This is a genomic window from Caldisphaera sp. (assembly GCF_049974385.1).
In the GTDB taxonomy this organism is placed as follows: Archaea; Thermoproteota; Thermoprotei_A; order Sulfolobales; family Acidilobaceae; genus Caldisphaera.
Genome location: NZ_JBMFIW010000004.1, coordinates 22,659 through 49,537 on the forward strand (window position 1 = coordinate 22,659; position 26,879 = coordinate 49,537).

Below are 26,879 nucleotides of genomic sequence, written 5' to 3' on the forward strand. Positions count from 1 at the left end.
TCCTTTTAAACTTAAAATGCCAGTATTACCTTTTGGTGTAAAAGTTGCTAGATATAATAATCATGGTCTCATCAATATTTATAATATTAACAATAATTTCAATAATATTATATCATAATTCTAAAAAGATATTGCTACAAAAAAGAAAAATTTCTAACAACTTATTAAAAAATTTATACCTAAATTTAATAGAATGGTATGTAAAATCAACAAAAAATAACTATTCTGATTATGCACAGCTCTTATTAGATAACAAAGACAACATAAATATACTAAGGCTCAGCAGAATTTTAAGAAGCATCAAATATTGTCCAAAGGATTCAGAAACTTTATCTATATATCTCAGCAAATTAGGCCTTTATGAAGATGTAATAATGTTGTCAGCAAAAGGTTGTAGTGTATCTTCATCAGCCTTAATTGAGTCTAGAAACGCATTGTTAGCTTTAGGAATAACGAAATGGGAAAACGAAGCTTCAAAAAAACTGGGCAAGGAATCTATATTATCTAACAAAGCTGATTTAATTTCACTGTATTGTTCTGAAAATAAAATTTATGTATATATAAACGATAATGAAATAGAAATACCTCCTAAAGGATCTGAATGGAGGATTGGAAATCCAAAGGAAGGTCTTGAACTATTATTATCGTCTGCAAAACCTTCAAAAGTTATATATTGGGGTGATTGCGGAAGAAGTTTAGACAGTTATAACAAAATTAATGCCAAGAATCTTTATTCAATAGCATTTCCAGATTCTGAACTGTCATTAGTTTCAGCATATTATCATTTGTTAATACCTTCATCAACTACTCCAGCTAAAGCAGTTTATTATATATCTCTTATTTCTAAAAAGATTATGAATCAGTTAGGTATAGAATGGAAAAACATGCCAGAAGATGTTAAAAATGCAGAATATCTTCCCGATACTCAAATTCCAAAATTGGAAGATAATTATTTTATAGTAACTGATAAGCCAAGACTTATTTACCCTATTTGGAAACCTTACATTTTAAAGCAGTTGCCATTAACTGGTAATTCATGGGATTACGCAGCAAGAGTTTCAATTGCATCGTTAAGAGCAAGACATGGCGAAATAACAAAGGCCGCAACAATAAAAAGAGGTAATGAACTTGATAAATCATTACCATACTTAATAATAGGTAACATAATAAAAAACAAAGAACTAAATAATAATGAATCATATCAAATAGAACCTTGGGATCTGGACTGTGTGGAAAAAATTGATAAGGTAAAATTGGATTGCATAGAAAATAATGAAGATTGTCTATTTATGCATGGATTAACAATTTGGGAAAAAGAGATGATAAATATAGGTGCTAATATACCTTGTAAAAAAGAATATAAATACAATGATCCTAGGGGTATTCAAATAAATAATGAATCAAATATTAAAGCTAAGGAAATAGTTACAGAAACATTTATGCACCCTGAAATTTCAAAAAAATTAAATATATTAGCCTCTTCAAAAACTAAAATAAAGGTGTTATCTACATCTAATGAAATTAAAGATCCAATCAAAGCTGCGGAATCTGCATTAAAATTACTTGGTAACGAAGGCAAAAAACTTATTATTACACCAAATGATGCTCTAGCAAAAATTATTAGCAATGCTATAGACGGAATATATATAAGCAACATCAATGACTCCAATATGTGGTTTATTGATAATAAAATTGGAGTGATTTCGTGGGAGAAAAATTTAATGTTTCCAGAAATTTCATCGTTTGCAAATGATATTGTATTAATGTTTCCAGAAAGAATAGTAAACAATGTTAGTTATGATGGAAAAGGGTATTACGATTTTTATACATATAGAACTTTAGAGATTGCCTCAAAATATGGAGCCAAAACAGTATCAAGGGCTTTATCATTATATGAAAATAAGGATTTTGTAGATCTCATTGAACCTAAGCAAGGCATAAATGTAAAAAAAGATGTAAACTATAATTATATTCTAGAGGAAGTCAACTCTTACTTTAATAAACTTTGGAAATCAAAGCCGAGACCTTATCAGGAAACTAGTATATCAACTTTCCTTAAAATGCTTGAAAAAGGCAATCCAACAATAGAAATAGTAATTTTACCAACTGGTGCAGGAAAAAGTGCTATATTTCAAATAATTTCAAAAATACTTCAAGACTCTAGTTTTGGAGGATCAGCCCTAATTGTTTCTCCATTAAAAGCCCTAATACATGATCAGGTAGAAAATGCTAAATCAAGGGGGTTTAAGACTCTGTATATAGATTCGAGTATACCTTTATCAAAAAGAATAGACGCTATAAAGTCTACAAAAGCTGGTTACTTAGACTTTTTATATATAACTCCAGAAAGGTTTGGAACTGATATTATTGATGATATATTTGAAAAAGGCAATCCATCTTTAATAGTTTTAGATGAAGCCCATACCCTTTCTAAATGGGGATTCAGCTTTAGACCAAGCTATTTATACATGGCATCTAAGTTGCAGAAAATTAGAAACAATGGATATCCACCAATTATAGCATTAACAGCAACTGCACCAAGAGATGTAATAAACGATATATTAGAAAGTTTAGGATATGATCATAATGAAGCAGAAATACATAACATCTCATTAAAAACTGAAGAAACGTTAAATATTGACTATAATGGTAAGCCAAAGGTTTTAATTGCACCCACTATAAGAGATGAATTAAAGTTTGATGTAATACCAGTTCCGGAAAAGGGTGAAGATAGAGTTAAAATTTTAGCAAGCAACGCAAAAAGTTTAATTGAATTTGCAAACAATTTTAATGAACCTTGGCTTGGTTTAATTTTTGCCCCTTATGTAGAAAGTAAAAATGCATGGTGGTTTAATGCTGAAAATTTATCAAAATGGCTATCTGATGAACTAAATTTAGATATTTTATTTTATCATGGGAAATTAAATGAAAAAAAGAGAAGAGAAATTGAAAAAGTTCTATCAGAATCTTCAAAAACAGGGAAAGGACCAAGAATTTCCGTTGTTACAAAAGCCTTCGGTATGGGGATTGATATACCGAATGTAAGATGGATTATACATAGTATGCCTAGTGAAAGCATAGAAGATTTTTATCAAGAATCAGGAAGGGCAGGCAGGGATGGAAAAGAAGCTAGAATTATTACACTTTATAATCCAAACGATATTATAAGAAGAAAATCATTAGCTGAAAAATCAGCAATTAGAGCAAGTGGAGTTCTTAAAGTATATAATAAAATACTAGCGTACAGATCCTTATTAGCTGAAAAGGCAAGTAAGGTTGAAATTATACCTATACCATTAGATGTTCTAACAAATGATGAGTGGGCTGCAGTAAGGTATTTGGATGTATTAAGAAATGCTGGAGTATTAGATTATTCTTTAGTAAGAGGACCATTAAAAGCCTATGAAGCAAATAAAAGAGAAATAGAATTAATCTATGGATGGTGTGTACCATTAGAAAAAGGCTATTGTTTAGCCAGAGGAGGATTAGAAAAAATAAACAATGAATTCAAACCTATAGATGTTATGACGGCTTTATGCGAATTAAACAGTAGCAAATACGAAGCATTAATTACTTTGGGAAAGGAAAAGGGCCTATCTAGAGATTACTGCGAAAAATCAATTGTGTCTGATTATAATAAAAACTTAATTGCATTAATAACTTTATCACCAGGGGAAAAGAGGCAGGCTAAATTTTTAGATCATGAAGTTTTTAATGAAGTATTAAGATTCTCTAATAGAGAGATAGAAAAAATTGAAGAAATACAAAAAATAATGGAAGAGGCTATTGCAATAAGATCTAGAAACGGTTCAAATAGCGTAGATCCTTTAATCAAAAAAAGAGTTGAAGAATATTTAACAAGAGACTCACAAAAACCTGATTACAAAAAAATTAAAGATTTAGGCAATGTTATTGAATGTACACCATTAAAAGGATGTGCTGAAAGAATAGCTCAAACAATATCTGATATGGAGAGAACTTTTGGAGATAAAAATGTAACAATTGCTATTAATTCTTATGATTCCCTAGACGTAGTTGAAAAAGAATATAGAAAAATAACTGGCATGACTCCAAAGTTTTCTAACCAAGCTTATAAAAAGATTTTGGCTTATATTAACAAAGGAAAAGAGGAAAAACTTATGGACTATGGATATTTAGTCTTTATAGTTAAAAAGAATAATAGAAATGAAATATTGATGGATTTTCTAAATAAATATAAATATGCAGCATCATATTTTTACAAGTATTAAAATGGTAAGGAAGGTATTACTACGTATTAACCTCTAAGTTTTTATTTTGTATAGTTAATTAGTGAAGGTGGTATAGATATGTCTCTTCAAGCTTTACAACAGGTGTTTAGTTCAATCGTATCTCATATACCAGGATTACCAGTAAATGGTGTCAGCTATTACATAGCTTTTGCTGGATTAGCAATATTGTTAACTTTTGTGATTGCAGGAGTTATAATAATGCTAGCTAAAGCTTTCAAAGCTACATGGAATTTAACACCATCAGGGTTTTTAAAGTTGCTACTAGCACTAGGAGTAGTGTTAATAATTATCGGTATTGTTGTTCCATAACTACCTTAGATTTTTCTTCTAGCAAAATGCGTTTTCTTTTAAGTATCTTTAATCTAACAAAGTCCTCTCTCATACGTTCATCCAATACTGCTGTTATATACTTTATAGTCTTAATGTAACTAGGTAATATAACATAATCTAAAGCATTTATTAGCCTTTGAGTTTCCTTGAGTTCATCTATTAGTCTTAATATGGTTTCTTCATACATCGCTAAATTAAGGATCGATGGAAGCAAATTCTTTAACATTATATAAGATATAGTTAAATCAGGTGAACTTCCTGGAGGGAGAGAAGGAATGGCGAGGGTTTCCATTTTAGGTGTAAAAGTAGGTGTTCTAACTGAATATAAAACCCTCATACCCGTTTTTACAACAAAACTTTCAGGAACTGATGATGCATACAAATTCACTTTTGATATTCCTTCATTGGCCATACCTCTATAATAAGTTGTGAATAAATCAACTGTATTTTTAAAAACTTCATTTTGATATTTATTGTAATCTTCAGCAGTACTTCTAATGTAGTGTAATAATACCTCCCTTTTTTCTTCCATAACTTTCCTAACTCTTTTTATCATAGCATAATCTCTTTTCAGTCGTATTAAGTTTATTTTTGTTGGTAAAGTTCTACGTGGATCTACACTCAACTCTAAACTCCCAGCTATTTAATGCAACAAATATATTTAAGTTTTTAAATATTGTTATTTATTATAAAGTAATATTATTTTAAAAAAACTATTAATCTTTTATTATAACATAAAAAATGATGAATTATGAAACTAGAATTAGGCCAAGGGAAAAACCAAATCGTAATTACACCAGAGAGTGAGGAAGATCTATGGAACTTAATGCTTATACTAAGAAAAGGAGATTATATTTATACAAGAGTTTTAAGAGACGTTTCAACAAAAAATTCGAAAAGCAAAGAAAGAAAACCAATAGATATAAAGTTAAGGATAGAGAATGCCGAATTTCAACCCTTAACTGGCAAATTAAGAATTTTTGGAGTCATAGAGGAAGGTCCAGAAAGGTTTGGAGTAAAGGGAAGGCATCAATCTGCATACATTTCTTTAGGTCAGCAAATTGTATTAGAAAGGCAAGAAGAATGGGATGAAAAAACTATAAACAAATTAAAATCGAGTGGCCCAAAGGGTAAAGGTTTGATAGTTGCTATTGATTATGAAGAATATGCTATTTCTCTCATAACATCTCTAGGGGTTTATAATATTGAAAGCAACAGTATATATCTCAGCGGGAAAGATGATCCTAATAGGGAAAATGAAGTCGATTCATTAATAAATGATCTAGCCAATAGAATTATAAATTATCTATCAAAAGAAAAAGCAAATGTTTTAATTATTGCTGGTCCAGGAAATTTGAAAGATAAATTATCAGAAAAAATAAAAAGTATGGTAAATGTCAAGATAATAATAGATAACGTTTCTAATGGTGGAATTGCTGGTATTAATGAAGTCTTAAGAAGGAAATCTATTATAGACGCATTAAAAGAATTTTCATCGATAAAATCTCAAGAAATTCTTGATGAATTTATGATGCTCGCATCAAAAGACAGGGATTTGATAGCATATACATTAAATGAAGTATATAATGTTGCGCAATTAGGTGCTATTGATAAGATTGTAATATTAGACAAACTTATTTATAGCATAGACGATAATGAGAGGACTCTTGCTGAAAAAATACTTGAATATGCAGAGAAAACTAGAGCTGAGGTCGTTATAGTAACAGAAGACTCTATTGTTTATCCCATATTATCTAACTTTGGTGGAGTTATAGCAATACTAAGATATAAAATTCCTAGAGAAAGTTTTAAAAATTGATATTAAATTAGCCATTAATCGAATTTATAATAAAATCAAGAGTTTTTCTACTTAATGTTGCTATTACATCACCTATCACGTTAACATTATTTGCATCGACATCGGAATCTTCTCCTTTTGAATTAACAACAAATCCATTACACTCTCTAATAAACCCTATAGCAGCTGCAACATCAACATTCCTTAATTTACCTCTCAAATCAATAAAAGCATATGATCTCCCAAGACCAGTATAAATTAATTCTAGAGCAGAACTTCCTAAACTCCTTATTTTTAAGCCCGGCCTTTTTGTTATAAACTTAGCAAGTTTAAATGCCTCTTCTTCTTTTTCTAAATAAGCAAACAAGATTTTTGATTCTTCTTTATTAATTTCAATCTTATTGTTACCTTCGAAACAACCATTTCCCTTAGAAAAAGAAAATGGTTCGCCATTAAAATAAACTGGATATACAACGCCTGCAATAGAATTGCTTACTTTTTTCTTATTTGGGGGTATTACTGCCAATGAGACAGAACTCCAAGGTATGCAATTCTCATAATTGATACTTCCATCCAAAGGATCTAAAATAAATGTATATTTACCATTTCCTATGACATTAGATTCTTCAGTCACAATTTTATAATCTATGCCGTAACTACTCAATGCTTCCGCAATAATTTTTTCTGATTCTAAATCTGCCTTTATTGTTTCTCCCTTAATTAATTTTATTTCATCTTTATTACAAAAATTTTTCCTCAAATACTTAATAGATTGATATGTAACATCTATCATAATTTTTCTTAATTCTTCGCCATCGTACATCTTTTACTCCCATTTTTAAAAGAATTTTGACTTTAAATTTTATTCTGCAGCATATATGTTTGCATTCTTTCCTCCAAAGAACCTCTTATACATGTAGATGTTCAAAGCCATAATTACGCTATAAGAAATAAAAGGAATTATAATTAATGATTCATCCATGAAAGGAGATGCTACAAATGTTCCTATTGATGAAAATCCTAATCTTGAACCTTGATTGATACCAGAAATTCTTCCTCTTTCTTCTGGTGGAACCATGGATAACATAGCTGATTGCTGTATAGGTATTGCTATTACTCTTAATGCCGGGAAAACGATGTATATACCTAAAGATACAGGTAATATCCTAATAAAGGGAAATAATATCATTAAAGGTATAGTCAAACCCCTTGTTATGTATATGCTTTTTAAGAATCCTATGCTTTTATCTATTTTAGGAGCTAAAAGCATTGAAAAAGTGGCTAGTAAAGAAGCTATTGTTGTATATATACCCATATTTGTTCTAGAGACATCATATAATACTATAAAAATAGGTATAAGAAATGGAGTTATGATTCCGTTTGATAGGCCGTTTAATATACCTGTTATAGAAAATTTTAATGTTATACCACTAGATTTCATTTTTATAGATTTTGCTCTGATATTTTGACTTTTTATTAAATACACAAAGATTAGAGGAATTATACTAAAAGATAGAGCTAATTCTAGCTCAAATCTGTAAGAAAATATTCCTCCTAATAAAGTACCTCCAGCAGCAGCTATATTTGCAAAAAACGAAAACAAAGAAATTAATGTTGTTCTATTTTTCCTTGATGTGAAATCTGCAATTAATGTATTTTGTATTGGTGCTGTTGAACCTCCTATGCCACCTCCAGCCATGGCCCCAGTATTGCTTATACCTCCAAGAATTGCTGAAATTACTGCAGTTGCAAAATTTATTTTAATTAATAATGCAAATATTGATATTACTAATAAAATTGAAGATAAAAAAAGGCTGTGCCTCCTACCTATTAAATCAGCTAAATAGCCAAATATGATTGAAAATAAAGCTGTAGCTAAAGCAGCAAAAGCATATATTATGCCTAAAGTTGATAAACTTAGATGAAGGTATTTTAAAGCTACATACGGATAAACTATCGATATGATACCAGCAGAGACACTTCTCATAATCCTAATGAAACCCAAATAGCTAAGCGAATTTTTGAAGTCATTTTTGGCTTCTATATTTGGCATTTTTTCACCGGTTATATTTATAAGAAATACGTATAAATATTTTATATTAAATATGGCACACCTTTTTTACAAATAATAGAATCTTTACTTATTATTTTTCCAGAATCATCTAAAAGACCATAATAATATGCAACAGTAGAAGACATAGCGGCTGAACCGTTTTCGTTTTTAATTAGCACCATTTTTTTATAATTGTTTTCATTTTCCTCAGGATAGTCAGAAATGCATGCAGAAGAAATTCTAATGCTTTCATCAAACCTATCAATTTTGATAGCTATTACGTTAAATGTACCAATAAATGCTCCAATATCTTTAATATATTTATTAATTTGATATAAAATCATATCTATATCTTTATCAAACTTAGAAAACAAAAGACCTAATACTTCACTATCTGTATAAAGTTTTGGATTTACATTAACCTCTTTAGATATTTTATATTTATCTACAACACCGTTATGAGCCAAAACAATTAGGCTGTTTTGGGTATGAACCAAGTAGGGATGGGAATCTATAAAACCCCTTATAGGCTGATCTTTAGCTGCTAGTCTTGAATGAAAAATTGCATAATATTTTGATTCATCAATTAAATTAATTGATGCCTTATCATCAAATATTGGTTTACTGCTTTTATAATATAATGAGGTTTCAGGATTTGTAATATAATATCCCCATCCAGTATTATGCTTTATCCCATTATAAAAAATATCTTTTTTTGACGCATTAATCAATGATTTATACAAACCTTCTATCATGTTTTTATTTGAGTTCGAAATAAATAGCCTACACATATTACTCCTCCCATTTTCCTACTTTCAATGCCAAGAACAAATATATTAATGTTTCAAACAATAATATCAGCAATAACTCATAATTTAAACTACTTTTAACCATAAAAATTTGCAACAAAATTGATGCTGGAGTAGCTGGAGATATCATAAGTGGTATAATTGCGTATTTTGGTAAAAACGTATAAGGATAATATAGAGGTGGCAGCATAGTTAATATGACTGATAAAAAAGATCCAACACCCCACGAGTTTCTCATATGCGATACTCTGCTGCCTGTCATATAAGCTAAGCTCGTAGAAGCAATCATAACAACTATAGAAATTAATATTATTAATCCTAAAAATATCAAATTAAATACATTATAAACAAACCCAAAAATAATATATAAAAGCAAACCAGGTAATGAATACAATAAATTTCCTAATCCTATACCGAGTAAGTACTCTATTGGTGTTACATCAGCTGCTATTAAAAGCTCCTGTAATTTCAATTCCAATTTAAAAAATGACGTATCTCCTATTGCTGTTAAAGCATTTCCAGTAATTATAGATATTATTCCACCTAATATTGCATATTGAATTAAGTGACCTCTACTAACAATATAAATAAAGAACATAAGAGAAAGAGGCAAGGCCAAATATGAAAGAACATAATAAAATCCTCTTTTTATAGATGAATAACCATAAAACCAAATAAAAGCTAGAACAAACCTCCAATTGAATTTAACTTTCTTCAATCTCAACACCACTTAAAATCAATACATCCTCTAAGCTTACAGGTTTAACAGAAACCTTGACTCCATTGTTAAGATTTGTCTTACTTATTATTTCTTTTGCTTCATCTGGGGTTAAATAAGAGATCTTTAAATCTCCAATGCTTATTTCTCCTATACCTTCAACCCTTACTTTTCCCTTTAAAGGTTCTATCAATTCATTTAAGTTACCAACTTTCAATGCCTTCCCTTTATCTATTATAGCTATTTGGTCACATAGAGTTTGCGCCTCTTCCATGTAATGTGTTGTTAAAATTACATTCCCTTTAAGTTTCCTTATAGCACCCCAAACTTCGAGCCTCGATATCGGATCTAACCCTACAGTTGGTTCGTCTAAAAATATTACATCAGCTTGAGAAGCTAATGCCATTGCAACAAAGATCTTTCTTTTCATACCTCCTGATAATTCATCTGTAGGAGTTTCCATAAACTCTCCTAGACCAATTTCTTTTAAAGCCATACGTGCTAAATTAAATGATTCTCTTATTGAAAAACCTCTTGATGTTAAATACATAACCAAATGTTCCAAGGGGGATGAAATTCCAGCTGGTTTGACTTCTTGAGGAATGCTACATATAATTTTCCTTAATTTATGCCTATCATTAATAACATCATAACCTAAGACTCTGGCATTTCCTGAGGTTTGCTTCAATTGAGTTGAAAGAATTTTAACTAGCGTTGTCTTACCTGCTCCATTTCTACCTATTATACATGATATCCTTGAATTCAAAGTCAAATCAAGCTCATCTAATGCTTTAACTCCATTATTATAGATTTTAGTCAGTTTTTCTGTTTCTATTATGTTACCCATTTTTCCCCCATTGAATATTTATTTTTACAATATATATATTTTGAGCTATATTCAATAAGCTTTTTATCATTAAATTGTTAACATATATAAGCGTGCGGGTAGGGTTGGAGGGCTCGCCACCCTTTAACTCCGAAGGCGTAACGCGGGACCAGTAATCTTGTTAAGTTACCAAACGTGATAGAAGGTCCCCATAGTAAGATGAACTCCGCTCCGTGGAGTTTGCATAGGTTGGGGATCTGTCGGAGGACAGATACCTACAACCCTAATCGGGAGAACCTGGCCAGGCCCGGAAGGGAGCAACCTGTGCCCGAATGCAAACGTTCACGGCATGCGGAGAAGATTTACCATGGGGGTTAAAACCTCTATCACGTTTGGTAACTTAACAAGAAGCCGCACATCAAAAATATAATAACATTAATTTATTTTTCATATAAAATTTCTTATGAAAAATGGTTTAATATTCCTATATTTGATAGTTATATATGTGATAAACATAATTAAGGCGAAAAAATGAATCCAAGTAAAAGATATCTATGGATAGTTTCATTCATAACTTCTTTTGCTGCAATATTAACTCCCTTAGATAGCACTATCGTTAGCGTATCGTTACCTGTTATATCAAAGAGCTTAAACATGAGCTATGTTGAGACAATTTGGGTTCCTTTAGGGTACCTATTGGCTTTAACAGCTTTATTGCTCCCTTTAGGTAAGCTTTCAGATATTAAAGGAAGAAAGCCCTTGTTCACAAATGGATATCTAATTTTTACTATAGGAACTATAATGAGTGGTTTATCATTAAATGGTATAGAGCTCGATTTTTGGAGAGTAATACAAGGAATTGGAGCATCATTTATTTTAGCTGTAGGAGGGGCAATAATAACAGAAACTTATCCAGCTAATATGAGAGGAAGAGCATTTGGTATATGGTCCTTTGCCGTTTATTTAGGAACAACCATAGGTCCTGTTATTGGCGGATTAATAGTAAGCGTAACAACATGGAGATATATATTTTTTGTTACTGTCCCGTTATCATTAATCGGTTATATTTTATCAATAATTTATTTAAAAGAACCTAAAATCAGATCAAATATTAAAATGGATTATGTAGGATCTATATTATTAATATCCGGTCTACTTAGTATTATCTATGGTATAACTTTTGGATCTTTTATAGGATGGAACTCTTTTTCAATATTTATTTCATTAGTAGGTTTAATTATTTTTGGCCTATTTATTTTATATGAAAACTATTATAAAGAATTGTCTATATTGGACGTAAGCCTATTAAAAAACAACATTATGTTCACTGCAGGTAATTTGGCAGCACTGTTAAATTATACTGGTTATTTCTACCTATCTTTCTTTATATCTTTTTATATGCAAAGAATCCTCAACTTTTCACCATTACTAACTAGCTTGGCCCTAATATCATTATCCATATCTATGGTAATAATTTCTCCCATAAGTGGATGGTTGTCTGATATAATTGGATCTAGAATATTAGCGACTCTTGGTATGATTTTAATTATGATTGGCCTTTTATTGTTTATACCATTAGGTACAAAAGCAAGTGTTATAGATATATCATTAAGAATGATTCTTATAGGGATTGGTATGGGATTGTTTTCATCGCCAAATACAAGTGCCGTAATGGGATCTGTAAGCAGGGATAAATTAGGAGTTGCTTCTGGAACATTAAATATGATGAGATTTTTAGGACAATCCTTAAGCTTAGCTGTTGCAAGCTTAATAGTTTCTTCTTTTGTGCCGCACAACATTTTATCTTCAATATTTACAGGATTACAAATATCAAGCTTTGAAATCTCATCGGAATTATTCTTACTGGGCCTTAGAAGACTTTATTTAATATCTTCAATAATAATAGGCATTGGCGCAATTCTTTCTGCTTTAAGAAACAAGAAATAATTTTAAATAGAATGCTTATATTTATAAAACCCTCTTTGTAAAATGTAATTTGAGGGCCGGTAGCTCAGACTGGAAGAGCGCTCGGTTGGCATCCGAGAGGCCCCGGGTTCAAATCCCGGCCGGTCCATTTGACCGGTCTGGCATTTAAATTTTCACTGTCAATAATTCTAAAAAGATATAAACAATTGACATTATTATTAAATAAAAGGGGTGTAAATGTCAGTAAACAGCAACATGAAAGCTTGGATTTTATCGATTGGAAATGAATTGTTAATTGGAAGAATTGTTAATACAAATGCTTCTTGGATCGCTAAACAATTAACTTTCTTGGGAATAAACGTAACCAGAATTATAACTGTTCCTGATATAATAGATGAGATTGTTGAAGAACTAGAAAGAGGATTAAAATATGCAAATATTATTATAACAACTGGAGGGTTAGGTCCAACTTATGATGATAAAACATTAGAAGCAGTTGCTAAAGCTACTAAAAGAAATCTTGTTTTAAACAGCGAAGCGCTAAACATGATATCAATGAAGTTTTCAAAAGGTAACTTACCCATGACTAAAGAAAGAGAAAAAATGGCATACATGCCTGAAGGAGCTATCCCTTTGAAAAATTCAGCAGGAACAGCGCCTGGATCTTATCTAGAAATAAATGGAAAAATAATTATTTCATTACCTGGAGTTCCTAAGGAAATGGAAGCAATATTTGAAGAAGAGGTTATTGATAGAATCAAAAAGATTATACCTCCTATTTTTGTTATTGAATGCGGATTCAAAGTTGAGGGAGTTCCTGAGTCTTCATTAGCCCCAATACTTGAGCAAGTCGATAAAAAATTCTCTAATTTATATATAAAAAGCCATCCTAAAGGAATAGAAGTTGGAGGTCCAATACTAGAAATCAAAGTACTTGCATCCGATAAAGATAAAAATAAAGCAAAAGAAATTGCGGAGAGTGCTTTAAAAATTGTCAAAGAACAAGCAGAAAAACTTAAAGGAAAAATATCTGAGGAGTATTGTTAACCAACAAATAATATTAACATTAGTTATAGCACTTTTTGGAGCTTTTTTAATCATATTAAATAAATATTATAATAACAACGCATTGTTTTGGACAGGAGTTTCAACAATGTTAGCCTCACCATATATATCGTTTTACATAATTTATAAAATTTATAAAAATAAAATCTGAGCAAAATATTAACTTTAATTTTTAACTCTCCTTAACAATAATAACAAGGGTAATAAATATGTCAGAGCAAGTAAAGTCAAGCAAGAGGCCGCCAAATTTAGAAGTATCTGGAGATGAGAAACTGATAAGGAAGGTCGAGGAAGCATTAAAAGAAGTATATGATCCAGAAATTCCAGTTAATGTTTATGATTTAGGTTTAATTTATCAAATTGAAGCTAAATATGTTGATAACAAACCGAAAATAACTATTATTATGACTCTAACAGCAATTGGTTGCCCAGTTACAGGTTCAATATTAGCATTTGTTGAAGAAGCTATAAAAGATAAAATACCTGATGTTGATGATAATATAGATATAGAAGTAACGTTTGAACCGCCTTGGAATCCTGATATGGTAAGCGAGGAAGGAAGAGAATTATTAAAAGAAGTCTATGGATATGATGTTGTTGAAGAATGGAAGAAAAACTCTCAATATGCTCAATCTGGCCAATAATTATTTCAATTATTAACATTAATAGAAAAGACCAATATATATAAAATTTTTGCCAATTTTAAATTATTGGGGCAAAGAATGACAATTAAAAATAATTGGATTATAGGAATCGATGAAGCAGGAAGAGGCAGTCTTATTGGAGAATTAATGGTTGGATCATATGCCATATTAGAGAATAATCTAATTTTTCTGAAAGAGATTGGAGTTAAGGATAGCAAAGCACTTACGCCAAATCAAAGAGAAATGCTCTATGAAATTTTAATAAGAAATGGAAAGTTTTCTGTAACACCTATAAAACCGTCAGATCTAGACAAAAACAATATAAATATATTGGAGGAAAAAGCCGCTTTGCAAAATATATTGAACTTAAAGAAACAAATTGGAAACTTAAGCAATGTTAGTTCTATAATAATAGATAAATTTGGTAACTTAAGGATCTTGCATATAAAATTAAAACAAATGGGATTTAAGGGAAATTTAATTGTTGAACCTAAGGCCGATGTTAATTACTTAGTTGTTTCTGCAGCAAGTATAATAGCTAAGGTAATTAGGGACAGAAGATTAGATATACTGAGAAAAATGTATGGCATTAAGGGAAGTGGCTATCCTTCTGATCAAGAAACAGTTAATTATGTGCTTTCAGAATTGAAAAAAGGGAAGAAGCCAGAATATATAAGGTACTCATGGGAAACGCTAAAAGGCACAGAATTCTATATTAAGAAAAGTAAAAGAACTTCAAAATCTCTGCAAGAATTTATGAAATAGAGGTGGAAGAAACGAGCAAATTAGCTGTAAACAATAGGCCATTTGAAGCACTACTTAAATTTATGGATAATTATGGTTATTCTAAAATAGGGTCTAGGGAATGGTTGGAACTTGATAGATTAACAAGGCTCGGTTTCCAATACTTAGCTACTGAAACTTTAGTTAGAGAATATTCCTTTATAGAAGATGAAAGTTATCATGGCAAGGAAATTTATTCTCAGGAATGGAGAGGAAGCAAAAAAATAGTTCTATATTCAAATGGCCAAGAAAAAGCTGATGTAGTTATAAGTAGAAAGGTTAATCCCAGTATAAAATCATTATCTTGGAGATCTCTTCTTGATTTCCTTCCTCAACCTCCATTGCCATTATTTGTAATAGACATGAGTATGAAATTCATACATACACCAGAAGAATTAGCAAAACTTAGATTACAAATAGGTATAAGCTTATCAGTTCTAAGAGAATACTTATGGGATTCTCACCTAGCAATTACAGGTACAGATGAGGAAACGAGCAAATGGATTTTAGAGGTCTTAGGTTATAATAAAGTATCTATATCAAACGCAAGGCCTAGTGAAATACTATGGGGATTTGATGCAGACAAGGTAATAATATTAAGGCCTGACGCACCTAACGCATTAAAACCTGAAGATGTTTTAACTGCAGATGCTTTCCTTATTGGAGGGATAGTTGATAAAATACCTAGGCCTGGAATGAGTCGTATGCTTGATAGTTTAGTTCCTTGGGGAATTCCAAGAAGATTAGAGCTAAAAGGCTCAGTAATAGGTGTTCCAGAAAGAATTAATAGAATTATAGAAATTCTGTTAAAAACTAGATACATATACAATGGTGATATCACAAAAGCAATTATTTCAACAATGACTAAAAAAGATAGAATATCAAGAGCTTATAGAGAAATAATTAAAGATGCTAAAGAAGAGGGAGGAGTCAGATTTGTAACAAAGGAAGATTTTAATAAATTAAAATCTTGGCTTCCATTAAATTATGATGAATATTTGGAAGCCGCTAAAAGAGCTCATATAGAAGTAAGAGGATAATATTATTATAGGATATTAATGTTGATAAAAATTCATATAAAATTTTTAATTATCGATTCAATATAAGATAGGGAATTGAGTTGAAAAGTATTAATTTAAATGAATTTAAGGTTTCTATAATTGGTTCTGATAGCCTTGGTGTTAGATCATTAGCAACATTTGTTAATGTGTGCGGAAAAAATATAGGGATAGATCTAGGTGCATCTTTAGCACCTAGAAGATATGGTCTTCCACCTCATGAAATAGAAATAAATAAGTTAAATGAGACGTTAAACCAAATTGAAGAAAATTTAAAAATATCTGATATAATAATTATAACACATTATCACTACGACCATTATATTAAAGAAAAACCAGGTCTTTATTTTGGAAAAAAGTTATTCATAAAAGATCCGAACAAAAACATCAATAGAAGTCAATATTTTAGAGCTAAAGTATTTTTAAAAGAAAATAAAGTAGAAGAAAATGCCGAAATAAACATAGCTGATGGAAATTCATATAAAATTGATAATATTACCCTTGAATTTTCCAAAGCATTGTGGCATGGTGAAGAGAAAACCAAAGTTGGAAAACTAGTCATGGTAAGAATTCTTTGCAATGATAAATCAATAATATTTGGTAGCGATATACAAGGACCTGGAAATGAAGAAGCGCTAGAAAAGCTAATTGAATGGAAGGGGGCAGAACTTCTAATATTAAGTGGCCCACCTACGTATTTTGCAGGATATAAAGTTTCTCAGGAATCTGTTGAAAAAGGTTTAGAAAATTTGAAAAAAGTTATAGAAAATAAAGTTGCAAATATAATTGTAGCAGACCATCATTTACTAAGAGATACTAGGTACAAAGAAATATTAAAAGACCATTACAAAGTTGCAAAGGAAAATAACGTTTCATTATTAACAGCTGCTGAATTTATGGGATATGAGGTTCAGCAATTAGAAGCAAGGAGGAAAGAACTTTGGAAAAAATAGATATAATATTTCTAGAAAGTTCATTAGAAACTATTCCAAAAGAAATTAAGGGATCTAGTAAAAAAACAAAAACATATAACGAAATCCTAGATATTAACATACATTATAAAAATATGCTCAAGCTTAGAGATTTTTCCAAAAGAGGAAGACCTGATATAATACATTATTCTTTATTAAATATTTTGGAAAAGCCTTTTGTAACGAATGGGTATGTAAATGTTTACATGCATGTCTATGATGATAGAGTATACAAATTTAACAACAATATAAGAATACCAAAAAATTACGATAGATTTAAGGGGCTAATGGCACAACTCCTAAAATATAACAAAGTGCCTCCAGAATCAGAAGATCCTTTAATTTTTTTGGTATCAAAAAATTTAAATGAATTTGTTAAAAATCGAAAAATTTTATTGTTAAGTGAAAATGGAGAGGATTTCAATGTAGAAGGGGTAATTAATATTGCTATAAAAGAAGGATTAACAATAGGAATAGGGGCTTTTGCTCATGGAGATTTTAAACAGGAAATCGATAAAATTGCATATAAAAAGGCTAGATTATATAAAGGACTAAAATTAAAAGCATGGGATATTACATGCGCTATATCATCAAAATTAATGGAGATGGGAATTTTTTAAAGAAAATAAATTAACCTAAAACAGGAATTAAAATTGGGGATGCAAAAATGGCAAAGCTTTTTGGAACTGATGGAGTTAGAGGTATTGTAGGCGATCTAATGACACCAGAATTTTCGCTAAGAATGGGTCATGCTATTGGCGCCTATTTTGGAAAAGGTTCAAGATTATTAATAGGAAGAGATGTTAGACTTGGGGGAGATATGATATTAAGATCATTAACTTCTGGCCTATTAGCCGAAGGCGTAAAGGTATATGATTCAGGCCTATTACCTACTCCAGCGTTACAATTTGGTATTAAATCTTTAGGCTTTGATGGTGGAGTTATGATAACTGCAAGCCATAATCCGCCTGAATACAACGGTATAAAGGTTATATCAAATGATGGCATAGAAATACCTCATGAAAATGAAGATATAATAGAAAACTACTACTTTAATAATTATTCATCTAAAATGGAATGGAGGTCATTCGATAATGAGGTTAAAATTAAAGAAGATATAATCGATTTATATATAGATGGAGTATTAAGTCAAGTTGATGTAGAAAAAATTGCCAAAAAGAACTTTAGGGTTGTTATCGATTGTGCAAATAGTGTTGGCTCTTTGACTGCTCCCTTATTATTAAGAAAATTAGGAGTTAAAGCTTATACATTAAATTGTAATTTAGATCCTTATTTTCCTGGAAGAAATCCAGAGCCTAATGCCGATACCTTACAAAATACTATGAGTTATATTACTTTAGTTAAAGCAGATGCTGGTTTTGCGCATGATGGTGACGCAGACAGAGCAATGGTGTTAGATAATAATGGAAGAATTCAATGGGGAGATAGAACTGGTGCTTTATTAACAGAATTCTCTACCAAGATATGGAAAAACTATAACAAAAAAACCTATACATCTATTTCAAGCAGCAATTTGGTTGAAGAATATTTAAAGCCAAAAGGGATTGAAGTTGGATGGACACCTGTTGGGAGCGTTACAATTGCTAGAGAAATAAGTAAGAGAAAAGACGCAATAAGCGGATTTGAGGATAATGGAGGATATATGCATGTTCCTCATCATATTGTTAGAGATGGTGCAATGACAATTGCTTTAACTCTCTATATGTTATCTGAATATAATGAGAGTCTAGCAAATCTTTATGATAAACTACCACAATATTATCCGATTAAGACCAAAATAACTGCAAATAAAGAACAAGCTTCATGTGGAGTAGAAGCAGTTAAAGAAAAATATTCATCATATAGGATTTTAACTATAGATGGAGTTAAAGTTTTTGGCGATGATTTTTGGCTATTAGTTAGACCAAGTGGTACTGAGCCTCTACTTAGAATATTTGGTGAAGCAAAAAGCCCAAAGAAAGTTGAAGAAATAGTTAATGATACAGTGAAACTTATAAAAGAAAAATGCATAAGGTGAAATAAATGAGATATTATTTTTTCGAACTACTTGCATGCCCTGAATGTAAAAGTGATGATCTAATACTTCACGAACTTGATGTGAAAGAAGATAAAGTTGATTTAGATGTGGAAAAAATAAAATGCAAAGAAAAGTGCTCATATCAAAGAAAACCTGCTAATGAAGTCTCTCTAGATGTTTGTAGAAAATGCGTAAACCTTGATGTAATAGACGGTGTAATTATTTGTAAAAATTGTGGAAGATGGTATCCAATAATAGATGGAATACCAAGGATGTTGAATGATAAATACAGAAAATATCATGAAGATGTTGAATTTTTGAAAAAATATTTAAATAAAATCCCATCTAATATAAAGAGTTTAATGAAGATACCAGAATTAAATGAAAAATAAAAGCTTTGGTTAAAGAGAATTATTTGGTGAGCCAAATGCCAAACTTTGCTACATGGTTAACAATAGGGTTTATATTAATAATAATTGGATTTGTAATTATATTTGTAGGCGCTATTTATTCATCTACACAACAAAGCAATCAAAAAACTGAAGTAGGAGGAGTAATAATGATAGGCCCGATCCCAATTATTTTTGGAAGTTCATGGAAAGCTGTAACAATCTCAATAATCCTGGCTATTGTACTTATGGCATTAGCAATTGTATTCATGATAATAGGAAAAGGAATGGTCATTAAATAATATCTCAGCTTTCCCTATTTTGAGGATTAACATTCTATAATACTTTGGGGTAAATTCTTTTATTATTAATGTTTTAATCCCTTTACCTGCTCATATATTATTTATAGCTTTTTGTATATTATTGAAGAGATCATGTTTCCTTTCATTAATTGGCTTAGGTTCTTTTTGTTTAGCCAAATAATGTTTGAGAAATTCGGATCTATGGGACAGATATAAAAGTTTTGCTTGATAGAAACCTTATATCAACTGCAAAAATATACAACCCACTTAATTTATAAATTATTATATTACGTTCCTTAACCGTGAAAATTTCTTATTAAGATAACCTCTTTTCGAATTCTTCAACCAATAAATCATACTTATTTTTTAATTCATCTATTTTCTTTTTATATTCATTTTCTAATTTTTCTTTGCTTTCATTAAATTTATCCTGAAGTTGCTTAGTATATTCATTTTCTAATTTTTCTTTGCTTTCATTAATAGATGACATCGCATACCACCTAAGACATCTGTTTAAATTTAATAAATGAATGAAAATTTATGCTTTTATTGTAAATACATATAAGAAATGAATTTATTCTAAAGTTTTTAAAACAAAATAGGGTGAAGTTAATGAGCGTATCTGACGTGAATAAAGACGTAATGGTTTCTACAATGCCCTATGTCCCTGGATATAAAATTACAAAAATATTAGGCATTAGCTTAGGTATTACTGTTAGATCTAGAGGTTTGGGGGGTAGATTTCTAGCAAGCCTAAGAAGCTTAGCAGGAGGAGAAATTAAAGAATTTACAGAAATGTCAGAACAATCGAGGATCCAAGCAATTGAAAGAATGATAAATCATGCCAAAAGTCTAGGAGCTAATGCTGTGATAAGTTTTAGGTTGGATTCTAACGAAATAGCTGAAACTATGGATGAAATTATCGCATATGGTACTGCAGTCATCATAGAACCTGATCAAAAAGATATTGATAATAAAGACAGAATGGAATAAATTTAAATAATGTTAGCTTTATACAAAAATACTACAACTGAATAGAAATAAATTTGACCACTATTATTAATAGACCACGAATATGGGATTGAGACAAACATTTTTACTGGTTTATAGTATTGTGTTGGATTAGGAGCAAATATTGGCTGAAATGCTAAATTTCCAGTTGTAGGGTCTACATACCTAATAGCTGCAGGAGTAAATGAACTTGCGTTTTCAATAAATTTAGCGCCAGAACCAAAATAACCATATTTATTTAATGAACCTATGCCATAAATCATCAAATCATATATGGTTGTTCCTAATGTATTTGTAACATTGTTTGTCGGAGTCCCATAAAATGCTGGAAATTGATAATAAACATAATTATTATAAGTAGAAAAAGATGAGTATGAAGAAGTTAACGGATTGCCATATATTGGATTAACTTTTCCTGATATTCTTAGCATTTGATAAGACTTTGCTATATCTCCCATTCCATATGTAATACCATAAATTCCAGTATTTGGATTAATGGGATATATTGTTGGATAGGGTATCATAATAACGGAGTTTGTAGAATTGCTATAAACGCCTAGAAAAATATCATAAACCACTAAGTAAGTAGCATTGCTAGGCACTCTAAGTAAGGTTAAGTACCCTAAACTTTGGTTTATAGGTGAAGTCAAAACGTTTGCAACTATGGCTATTTGTGTTCCATTAATTGTTGATCCATCAACAACAGTAGTTCTGTTTCCTAAAACACCAATCCAATAACCATAATCCCACCATGATACTATAACGGCACTTTTATTTGTTTCATTTTTAATATAATTCAAAGCATTTAACCATGCATCATTTATAGGTGCAATAATCTTATATCCTCCATTAGAATTTGGGACAGAAATAGGACCTAAGTAACCAGTTTCTATATCAGGGGCCATTAAACTTAAAGTATTGTAATCTGATTTAACATAACTAATTGCAAGACCAAATATGACAATTGATAAAATTATACCAGCTACTATACCACCATAATTTGGTTTTTCAATAGTCTTCTTAGTTTTCTTGTTATATTCCTGTGTTTTAAAACTCATAAGAGTTCCAATAGCGACTCCTGATGATAAAGATAAGAAAAATGCAGCTGAAGACAAAAAGTACGCTTCATTGATACTTGCATACATAAATATAAAACCATATATAAATAATGATAACTTAAGTATTTCAATTTTAGAAATATTTTTCTTTTTTAAATATATATTGTATAAATCTGCAATCAATCCTATTATAGATATTATAAAGAGAGCACCATAATCAACCATTGCCTGGCTAAATGGAATTGATTGATATTCAGCAACAGTTAAAGAGATAACACTTTGTATCGGAGTGATTCCAAGGGCCAATAATACTCTACTAGGTAAGGAAATAAATCCGGTTAAAATTAACGATAATAATATTCCAAATATAACAATTAGAAACCATATATGCATTTTTACATCAAAATTGTTTTTTATGCCTATCTTATTTAAAATTCTTAATCTGCTAATCTCCTCTTCTACGAAATATAAGAAGACAACCCCTAATAAACCCAACCCGATACTATGCGTATAGAAACTGATTCCTGCAGTTGGAGATGAAAAAACAGATAAAGAGTAGCCTAAAATCAAAAACAAATAGCTATAAATACTATTTTTATTTGGCTTAATAAAGAATGGTTCTAATAAAATATATATAGCTAACATTAAGGCTATGTATTCATATCCGCCCCAAAACCATGAAACAAGTCCTCCTATAAATCCAGATAAAAATGAATATATTAATGTCTTACTTCTCCGATTATCATTAAGAGAAATAGCAAAAAAGTATAAAAACCATAATATTAACGCAAATCCAAATATGCGTTTACCAGGAAAATTAGCAAAGGTTTGATCAAATAATATTACCGGATAAAAGGCTATAACAGCTGAAACGGCTAAACCAGCTAGCTTTGAATTTGTTATTTTAAATACAGAGAAAAATGCTCCAATCATTGCTATAAGCGAAAAGACCACAGGAAGTAATCCTAAAACACTAATTAAATGACTTTCACCCAATCCAGTGATTTTGGCAATAAATGCAGTTAACCAAGACATACCTAAATACTCTGTTTTTAAAAAGTTTCTACCCCAAGGATACCACCATGTATTTATGCGAGCTAAACCTGAAAAGCCCATCAGATTATGTTTAAAGAAATACTCTGAGAGCCAATATCTCTCCCATGGATCTGCTTCGTTCAAATATTTTAAACCAAAATTTATTGCTGGCAATAATCTTATATATGTTGCATATCCAACCAATATAATTAATATTGCAGATATTATTGCATATTGCAATTTTTTATATCTCATAATTTTTTCAATTTTACTCGCCATTTCAATCCCCGCTATAAAGATAAAACATAAAATAATAAATTTTTTAAAATAATTAAACAATCAGTAAATAATTAAACAAATCATAAAACAATCTTGTGTTAATTTATATTAATTCTCTGATACTACACAAAAGTGTATTCAATATTTTTCATTTGTTGAACTTAAAAACTTTGTTTTTTATTATTAATAAGGTGATTTTTATGCCTTTAGGATCATCACAAGATTATTTAAACAGACTAAAAGAAAGAGAAAAGGATCTAAATATCTATACAGGAGGAGAAAGAGTTATAGATATATTAAATGACCCGGTAATTAAACCATCTATTAATGTTATATTAAAGACCTATGAATTAGCAAAAAATAAAGATTATAAAGGTATATTAACAGCTTACCAAGATAATGATGAAATAAATAGATTTGTTTATGTAGAGCAAAGCATAAATGATCTTTTAATGAGAGCAGAATCTCAGAGAATTTTAAATTCAAAAATTGGTAATTGTAACTTCAGGTGCACTGGACATGATGGTATAAATGCTGTATTTGCTGCTACATATGATATAGATTCAAAACTTAACACAGACTACCATAAAAGATTTTCATCATGGCTCAAAGAAGTTCAATCAAAAGACTTGGTTGTAGAGACAGCTATGACCGATGTGAAAGGTAATAGATCAAAAGGACCTCTCGAACAAAAAAATGATATGGCATATGTTCATGTTGTAGAAAGAAGAAAAGACGGGATTGTAGTAAGAGGTGCAAAAATGCATATTACAGGTGCAGCAATATCGGATGAAATATTAGTTATACCTACAAAAAATATGAAACAAAATGAAAAAGACTATGCAGTATCATTTGCCATAAGACCTGACAGTAAGAATGTTTATTTTATATCTAGTTGGCATCCTATGGATATTATGAAAAAAATTTCAAAAGATATTGGGACAGACGTAGATTATCCGCTTCCTTTTGGACATAGAAGTACTTACTTAGTCATATTTGATGATGTCTTTGTTCCATATGATAGAGTATTTATGGACGGAGAATATGAGTTCACAGGAAAATTAATTGAATATTTCATTTCTCACCATAGAGCAGGCGGGGGTAGTTGCAAGGCTGGGTTTGCTGACGCTATATTAGGCTCATCAGCATTAATGGCAGATGCTAACGGAGTACTTAATGCCAGTTATATACAGGATAGACTATTAGATATAATGAGACATGGTGAAGCTGCTTATGCTGCAGGATTAGCTGCTATGGTAAAGGGTTATAGACATCCTAGCGGAGAATATATACCAGATTTGAGATTGGCTAATGTTGCCAAGCTTGATTCCATAGAGCATTTAAAAGAAGCTATGGTAGCTGCAGCAGATATAGGTGGAGGAATTACTGTAAATGCGCCTTCATCAAAAGATCTAAATATAGAAGGCTTGTCCAACAAAGTATCTATAGCATTACAAGGTAATGAACTTTATACAGCAGAAGATAGGTTAAGAATAGCTAGATTAATGCAATTGTGGGTTGCAGGTCCCCACTTAGTGGGGCTAATACAAGGAGGTGGACCTCCTGCTGCAGAACTATTAGCTTTAAAAAGCGATATGAAGAATAGACTTAACGATTATATAGAAAATGCAAAAATAATGTCAGGAATCAAAAAAGAAAGCTAATAATGCTTAAGCTTTACAGCTCTTAAATTCTTTTTTATTATTATTTCCTATGGAGCAGGTGGAAAATAATGTCTAACATAGATGAAATTTTTAACGCTGCATATAAGCCAAAGGTTTTCAAAAGAAGGGAAGTTCTCCTACCAGATTACGTTCCAGATTTCTTACCTCATAGGGATCAGGAAATAAAGAGAATAGCCTTAACCCTTTCCCCAGCTTTAAGGATGGAAAGACCAAGTAACGTATTTATTTATGGTTTAACCGGAACTGGAAAAACTGCTGTGACAAAATTTGTATTAAGAAAGCTTGAAGAAAATGCAAAACAAAAGAATGTAAAGATCGGTTACATATATGCAAATGTTAGACATAGGGAAACTCCATATAGAATTTTAGCTGATATAGCAGATTATTTTAATATGAGAATACCTTTTACTGGTCTTTCAACAGGTGAAGTTTTTAATAGGATTGTAAAAAAATTAAGTAACATAGAAGGGGTTTTTATAATAGTTTTAGATGAAATAGATTTTCTTGTTAAAAAGTATGGAGATGACTTGCTTTATAACTTAACAAGAATTAATGAACAACTAACCAAGTCTAGAGTTTCTATTATTGGAATAACCAATAGCGTTAAAATGGTAGAATCCTTAGATCCAAGAGTAAAAAGTAGCCTAAGTGAAGAAGAAGTTGTATTTTCTCCTTACGATGCCAAACAATTACAAGATATACTAAATCAAAGAGCTGATGATGCATTTAATAAAAATGCGTTAGATGAAGAGGTTATTCCATTATGTGCTGCTTTGGCGGCTAGAGAACATGGAGACGCAAGAAGAGCATTAGATTTGTTAAGAGTTGCAGGAGAAATAGCAGAAAGAGATAATAGAAGTGTTGTAACTAAAGAAGATGTTACTAGAGCCAGAATAGAAATAGAGAGAGATAGAGTAGGAGATGTTGTTAAAACTCTACCATTGCATGGAAAGCTAATTATGACATCAATATTGCTTGCAACTGGTATGGGAAAAGATTATGCAACTACTGGAGAAATTTATGATAACTACAAAAGACTTGTAACTTCATTGGGTTTGGAAGAAATTACTTTGAGAAGGGCAAGCGGGATAATAAGCGAATTAGATATGCTGGGAATAATATCTGGAAGGATAATAAGTAGAGGCAGATATGGTAAAACTAGAGTTATTTCTTTAGCTTCAGATGTAAATGCAATAATTCAAGCATTAAAGGAAGATCCTACAATAGCGGACTTATTAAGCGAGGTTAAATATGATGGAAATAGAAAAGATAATAGCATGTGACGATGGAGAAGTTAAAAAGCTTGGCTATGGGAAAACTGTAATTTCTTGTATATCTTATAGAGAGGTTTGGCCTGAAAATATAAAAATAGGAATTATACACACAGATGGCTTAGACGCGACTTCCATAATATCGTATTTAATTAAAATCTTAAGTAATGGCAAAAAATCTATAGTTTTGTTCGATTCAATAACTATAGCCGGATTTAATGTCATTTCTTTACCGGGTATAGAAAAACTAACAGGTTTTCCTTCTATAGTAATATATAGCTATAAACCTTCTGTAAAAAACTTATTAGATGCTTTAAGGCCTCATTTTAAGGATAGTGAAATAAGAGAGCTCGCAATAAATCAAATAAAGTCTTACAAAAAAATTGAAAGCAAGAAAGGAATTCTTTACATTGTTAACTGGGGGGTTAACACTGAAGATGCGATTGAAATCATAAACTCTTATCAATTTTATTCAAGAATTCCTGAGCCTTTAAGAATATCTCATATAATATCATCACAAGTCTCTAAAATAATTAACCCATATATTAATTGATATAAT

The 26,879-nt window shown here is 30.5% G+C and carries 25 protein-coding genes, 1 tRNA gene and 1 other RNA gene; 19 read left to right on the plus strand and 8 right to left on the minus strand.

Annotated features, from left to right (window positions below; genetic code table 11):
• The first annotated feature begins 44 nt into the window (after nucleotides 1-44).
• Entirely contained in the window at nucleotides 45-4,250 is a 4,206-nt protein-coding gene (locus tag ACP5GV_RS01815; protein WP_428101968.1) for a DEAD/DEAH box helicase, read from the plus strand.
• Nucleotides 4,251-4,328: 78 nt separating this feature from the next.
• A complete protein-coding gene (locus ACP5GV_RS01820; protein WP_292320351.1) occupies nucleotides 4,329-4,580 on the plus strand; it encodes a hypothetical protein in 252 nt (83 codons plus the stop codon).
• Here the strand turns inward: ACP5GV_RS01820 and ACP5GV_RS01825 are convergent.
• Nucleotides 4,558-5,226 carry a V-type ATP synthase subunit D gene (locus tag ACP5GV_RS01825; RefSeq protein WP_428068226.1) on the minus strand — a complete coding sequence of 223 codons (669 nt, stop codon included), beginning with the start codon at nucleotides 5,224-5,226 and terminating at the stop codon, nucleotides 4,558-4,560. The two genes, ACP5GV_RS01820 and ACP5GV_RS01825, sit on opposite strands and share 23 nt — an antisense overlap.
• A gap of 126 nt (nucleotides 5,227-5,352) precedes the next feature.
• Between ACP5GV_RS01825 and ACP5GV_RS01830 the strand changes: the two genes are divergently transcribed.
• Entirely contained in the window at nucleotides 5,353-6,420 is a 1,068-nt protein-coding gene (locus tag ACP5GV_RS01830; RefSeq protein ID WP_292320348.1) for a pelota family protein, read from the plus strand.
• 7 nt (nucleotides 6,421-6,427) lie between these two features.
• On the opposite strand, the gene ACP5GV_RS01835 is transcribed toward ACP5GV_RS01830, so the two are convergent.
• From ACP5GV_RS01835 to ACP5GV_RS01855, 5 genes are read right to left on the minus strand one after another with little or no spacing between them, the layout of a single operon-like run.
• Nucleotides 6,428-7,222, minus strand: coding sequence for an inositol monophosphatase family protein (locus ACP5GV_RS01835; RefSeq protein WP_428068229.1), 795 nt, complete (start codon nucleotides 7,220-7,222; stop codon nucleotides 6,428-6,430).
• Between the two features lie 39 nt (nucleotides 7,223-7,261).
• Nucleotides 7,262-8,452, minus strand: coding sequence for an MFS transporter (locus ACP5GV_RS01840; protein WP_428101970.1), 1,191 nt, complete (start codon nucleotides 8,450-8,452; stop codon nucleotides 7,262-7,264).
• 41 nt (nucleotides 8,453-8,493) lie between these two features.
• Nucleotides 8,494-9,243: a class II glutamine amidotransferase gene (locus tag ACP5GV_RS01845; protein ID WP_428101972.1), complete on the minus strand. Its 750-nt coding sequence runs from the start codon at nucleotides 9,241-9,243 to the stop codon at nucleotides 8,494-8,496.
• Between the two features lies 1 nt (nucleotide 9,244).
• The gene (locus ACP5GV_RS01850) at nucleotides 9,245-9,979 is read right to left on the minus strand and encodes an ABC transporter permease (RefSeq protein WP_428101974.1); all 735 of its coding nucleotides are present in this window, start codon (nucleotides 9,977-9,979) and stop codon (nucleotides 9,245-9,247) included.
• A complete protein-coding gene (locus tag ACP5GV_RS01855) occupies nucleotides 9,966-10,817 on the minus strand; it encodes an ABC transporter ATP-binding protein (RefSeq protein ID WP_428101998.1) in 852 nt (283 codons plus the stop codon). The genes ACP5GV_RS01850 and ACP5GV_RS01855 overlap by 14 nt, the downstream gene beginning before the upstream one ends.
• 100 nt (nucleotides 10,818-10,917) lie before the next feature.
• Here ACP5GV_RS01855 and ffs point away from each other — a divergent pair.
• The 12 genes from ffs (at nucleotide 10,918) to ACP5GV_RS01915 (ending at nucleotide 19,981) form a co-directional block, all read left to right on the plus strand.
• Nucleotides 10,918-11,223, plus strand: an RNA gene (ffs, locus tag ACP5GV_RS01860) — signal recognition particle sRNA.
• A gap of 113 nt (nucleotides 11,224-11,336) precedes the next feature.
• Nucleotides 11,337-12,752 (plus strand): MFS transporter, encoded by a 1,416-nt coding sequence (locus tag ACP5GV_RS01865; protein ID WP_428101976.1) that lies wholly within the window; start codon nucleotides 11,337-11,339, stop codon nucleotides 12,750-12,752.
• Nucleotides 12,753-12,805: 53 nt separating this feature from the next.
• Nucleotides 12,806-12,879, plus strand: a tRNA-Ala gene (locus ACP5GV_RS01870).
• An 89-nt stretch (nucleotides 12,880-12,968) separates the two neighbouring features.
• Nucleotides 12,969-13,778, plus strand: a complete 810-nt coding sequence (locus tag ACP5GV_RS01875; protein WP_428068239.1) for a nicotinamide mononucleotide deamidase-related protein — start codon at nucleotides 12,969-12,971, stop codon at nucleotides 13,776-13,778.
• 227 nt (nucleotides 13,779-14,005) lie between these two features.
• Nucleotides 14,006-14,440: a metal-sulfur cluster assembly factor gene (locus tag ACP5GV_RS01880; protein WP_428068241.1), complete on the plus strand. Its 435-nt coding sequence runs from the start codon at nucleotides 14,006-14,008 to the stop codon at nucleotides 14,438-14,440.
• A gap of 78 nt (nucleotides 14,441-14,518) precedes the next feature.
• Nucleotides 14,519-15,205, plus strand: coding sequence for a ribonuclease HII (gene rnhB / locus ACP5GV_RS01885; protein WP_428068243.1), 687 nt, complete (start codon nucleotides 14,519-14,521; stop codon nucleotides 15,203-15,205).
• 2 nt (nucleotides 15,206-15,207) lie between these two features.
• Entirely contained in the window at nucleotides 15,208-16,263 is a 1,056-nt protein-coding gene (locus ACP5GV_RS01890) for a tRNA (guanine-N1)-methyltransferase (RefSeq protein WP_428068245.1), read from the plus strand.
• A gap of 80 nt (nucleotides 16,264-16,343) precedes the next feature.
• A complete protein-coding gene (locus ACP5GV_RS01895) occupies nucleotides 16,344-17,234 on the plus strand; it encodes a hypothetical protein (protein ID WP_428068247.1) in 891 nt (296 codons plus the stop codon).
• Entirely contained in the window at nucleotides 17,222-17,872 is a 651-nt protein-coding gene (locus ACP5GV_RS01900; RefSeq protein WP_428068249.1) for a 16S rRNA methyltransferase, read from the plus strand. Before ACP5GV_RS01895 ends, ACP5GV_RS01900 begins: the two co-directional genes overlap by 13 nt.
• Nucleotides 17,873-17,919: 47 nt before the next feature.
• The gene (glmM, locus tag ACP5GV_RS01905) at nucleotides 17,920-19,290 is read left to right on the plus strand and encodes a phosphoglucosamine mutase (RefSeq protein ID WP_428068251.1); all 1,371 of its coding nucleotides are present in this window, start codon (nucleotides 17,920-17,922) and stop codon (nucleotides 19,288-19,290) included.
• A gap of 5 nt (nucleotides 19,291-19,295) precedes the next feature.
• Nucleotides 19,296-19,682, plus strand: coding sequence for a Trm112 family protein (locus ACP5GV_RS01910; RefSeq protein WP_292320327.1), 387 nt, complete (start codon nucleotides 19,296-19,298; stop codon nucleotides 19,680-19,682).
• A 35-nt stretch (nucleotides 19,683-19,717) separates the two neighbouring features.
• Nucleotides 19,718-19,981, plus strand: a complete 264-nt coding sequence (locus tag ACP5GV_RS01915) for a DUF131 domain-containing protein (RefSeq protein WP_428101978.1) — start codon at nucleotides 19,718-19,720, stop codon at nucleotides 19,979-19,981.
• 316 nt (nucleotides 19,982-20,297) lie between these two features.
• Here ACP5GV_RS01915 and ACP5GV_RS01920 read toward each other — a convergent pair whose 3' ends face one another.
• The gene (locus ACP5GV_RS01920) at nucleotides 20,298-20,471 is read right to left on the minus strand and encodes a hypothetical protein (RefSeq protein ID WP_428068256.1); all 174 of its coding nucleotides are present in this window, start codon (nucleotides 20,469-20,471) and stop codon (nucleotides 20,298-20,300) included.
• 122 nt (nucleotides 20,472-20,593) lie between these two features.
• Here ACP5GV_RS01920 and ACP5GV_RS01925 point away from each other — a divergent pair, with 122 nt between their 5' ends.
• The gene (locus tag ACP5GV_RS01925) at nucleotides 20,594-20,974 is read left to right on the plus strand and encodes a YbjQ family protein (protein WP_428101981.1); all 381 of its coding nucleotides are present in this window, start codon (nucleotides 20,594-20,596) and stop codon (nucleotides 20,972-20,974) included.
• A gap of 2 nt (nucleotides 20,975-20,976) precedes the next feature.
• On the opposite strand, the gene ACP5GV_RS01930 is transcribed toward ACP5GV_RS01925, so the two are convergent.
• Nucleotides 20,977-23,364 (minus strand): hypothetical protein, encoded by a 2,388-nt coding sequence (locus tag ACP5GV_RS01930; RefSeq protein WP_428101983.1) that lies wholly within the window; start codon nucleotides 23,362-23,364, stop codon nucleotides 20,977-20,979.
• Nucleotides 23,365-23,564: 200 nt separating this feature from the next.
• Here ACP5GV_RS01930 and ACP5GV_RS01935 point away from each other — a divergent pair, with 200 nt between their 5' ends.
• From ACP5GV_RS01935 to ACP5GV_RS01945, 3 genes are all read left to right on the plus strand, one after another.
• A complete protein-coding gene (locus ACP5GV_RS01935) occupies nucleotides 23,565-25,028 on the plus strand; it encodes a 4-hydroxyphenylacetate 3-hydroxylase N-terminal domain-containing protein (RefSeq protein ID WP_428068262.1) in 1,464 nt (487 codons plus the stop codon).
• A gap of 68 nt (nucleotides 25,029-25,096) precedes the next feature.
• The gene (locus ACP5GV_RS01940) at nucleotides 25,097-26,332 is read left to right on the plus strand and encodes a Cdc6/Cdc18 family protein (protein ID WP_428068264.1); all 1,236 of its coding nucleotides are present in this window, start codon (nucleotides 25,097-25,099) and stop codon (nucleotides 26,330-26,332) included.
• On the plus strand, nucleotides 26,304-26,873 hold the full coding sequence (locus ACP5GV_RS01945; RefSeq protein ID WP_428089676.1) for a DUF99 family protein: 570 nt from the start codon (nucleotides 26,304-26,306) through the stop codon (nucleotides 26,871-26,873). The genes ACP5GV_RS01940 and ACP5GV_RS01945 overlap by 29 nt, the downstream gene beginning before the upstream one ends.
• Nucleotides 26,874-26,879 lie beyond the last annotated feature (6 nt).

Coding starts and splice junctions, on each gene's coding strand:
- ACP5GV_RS01820 (WP_292320351.1), top strand. CDS start 4,329: ATGTCTCTTCAAGCTTTACAACAGGTGTTTAGTTCAATCGTATCTCAT.
- ACP5GV_RS01830 (WP_292320348.1), top strand. CDS start 5,353: ATGAAACTAGAATTAGGCCAAGGGAAAAACCAAATCGTAATTACACCA.
- ACP5GV_RS01835 (WP_428068229.1), bottom strand. CDS start 7,222: ATGTACGATGGCGAAGAATTAAGAAAAATTATGATAGATGTTACATAT.
- ACP5GV_RS01840 (WP_428101970.1), bottom strand. CDS start 8,452: ATGCCAAATATAGAAGCCAAAAATGACTTCAAAAATTCGCTTAGCTAT.
- ACP5GV_RS01845 (WP_428101972.1), bottom strand. CDS start 9,243: ATGTGTAGGCTATTTATTTCGAACTCAAATAAAAACATGATAGAAGGT.
- ACP5GV_RS01865 (WP_428101976.1), top strand. CDS start 11,337: ATGAATCCAAGTAAAAGATATCTATGGATAGTTTCATTCATAACTTCT.
- ACP5GV_RS01875 (WP_428068239.1), top strand. CDS start 12,969: ATGTCAGTAAACAGCAACATGAAAGCTTGGATTTTATCGATTGGAAAT.
- ACP5GV_RS01880 (WP_428068241.1), top strand. CDS start 14,006: ATGTCAGAGCAAGTAAAGTCAAGCAAGAGGCCGCCAAATTTAGAAGTA.
- rnhB (WP_428068243.1), top strand. CDS start 14,519: ATGACAATTAAAAATAATTGGATTATAGGAATCGATGAAGCAGGAAGA.
- glmM (WP_428068251.1), top strand. CDS start 17,920: ATGGCAAAGCTTTTTGGAACTGATGGAGTTAGAGGTATTGTAGGCGAT.
- ACP5GV_RS01910 (WP_292320327.1), top strand. CDS start 19,296: ATGAGATATTATTTTTTCGAACTACTTGCATGCCCTGAATGTAAAAGT.
- ACP5GV_RS01915 (WP_428101978.1), top strand. CDS start 19,718: ATGCCAAACTTTGCTACATGGTTAACAATAGGGTTTATATTAATAATA.
- ACP5GV_RS01920 (WP_428068256.1), bottom strand. CDS start 20,471: ATGTCATCTATTAATGAAAGCAAAGAAAAATTAGAAAATGAATATACT.
- ACP5GV_RS01925 (WP_428101981.1), top strand. CDS start 20,594: ATGAGCGTATCTGACGTGAATAAAGACGTAATGGTTTCTACAATGCCC.
- ACP5GV_RS01930 (WP_428101983.1), bottom strand. CDS start 23,364: ATGGCGAGTAAAATTGAAAAAATTATGAGATATAAAAAATTGCAATAT.
- ACP5GV_RS01935 (WP_428068262.1), top strand. CDS start 23,565: ATGCCTTTAGGATCATCACAAGATTATTTAAACAGACTAAAAGAAAGA.
- ACP5GV_RS01940 (WP_428068264.1), top strand. CDS start 25,097: ATGTCTAACATAGATGAAATTTTTAACGCTGCATATAAGCCAAAGGTT.
- ACP5GV_RS01945 (WP_428089676.1), top strand. CDS start 26,304: ATGGAAATAGAAAAGATAATAGCATGTGACGATGGAGAAGTTAAAAAG.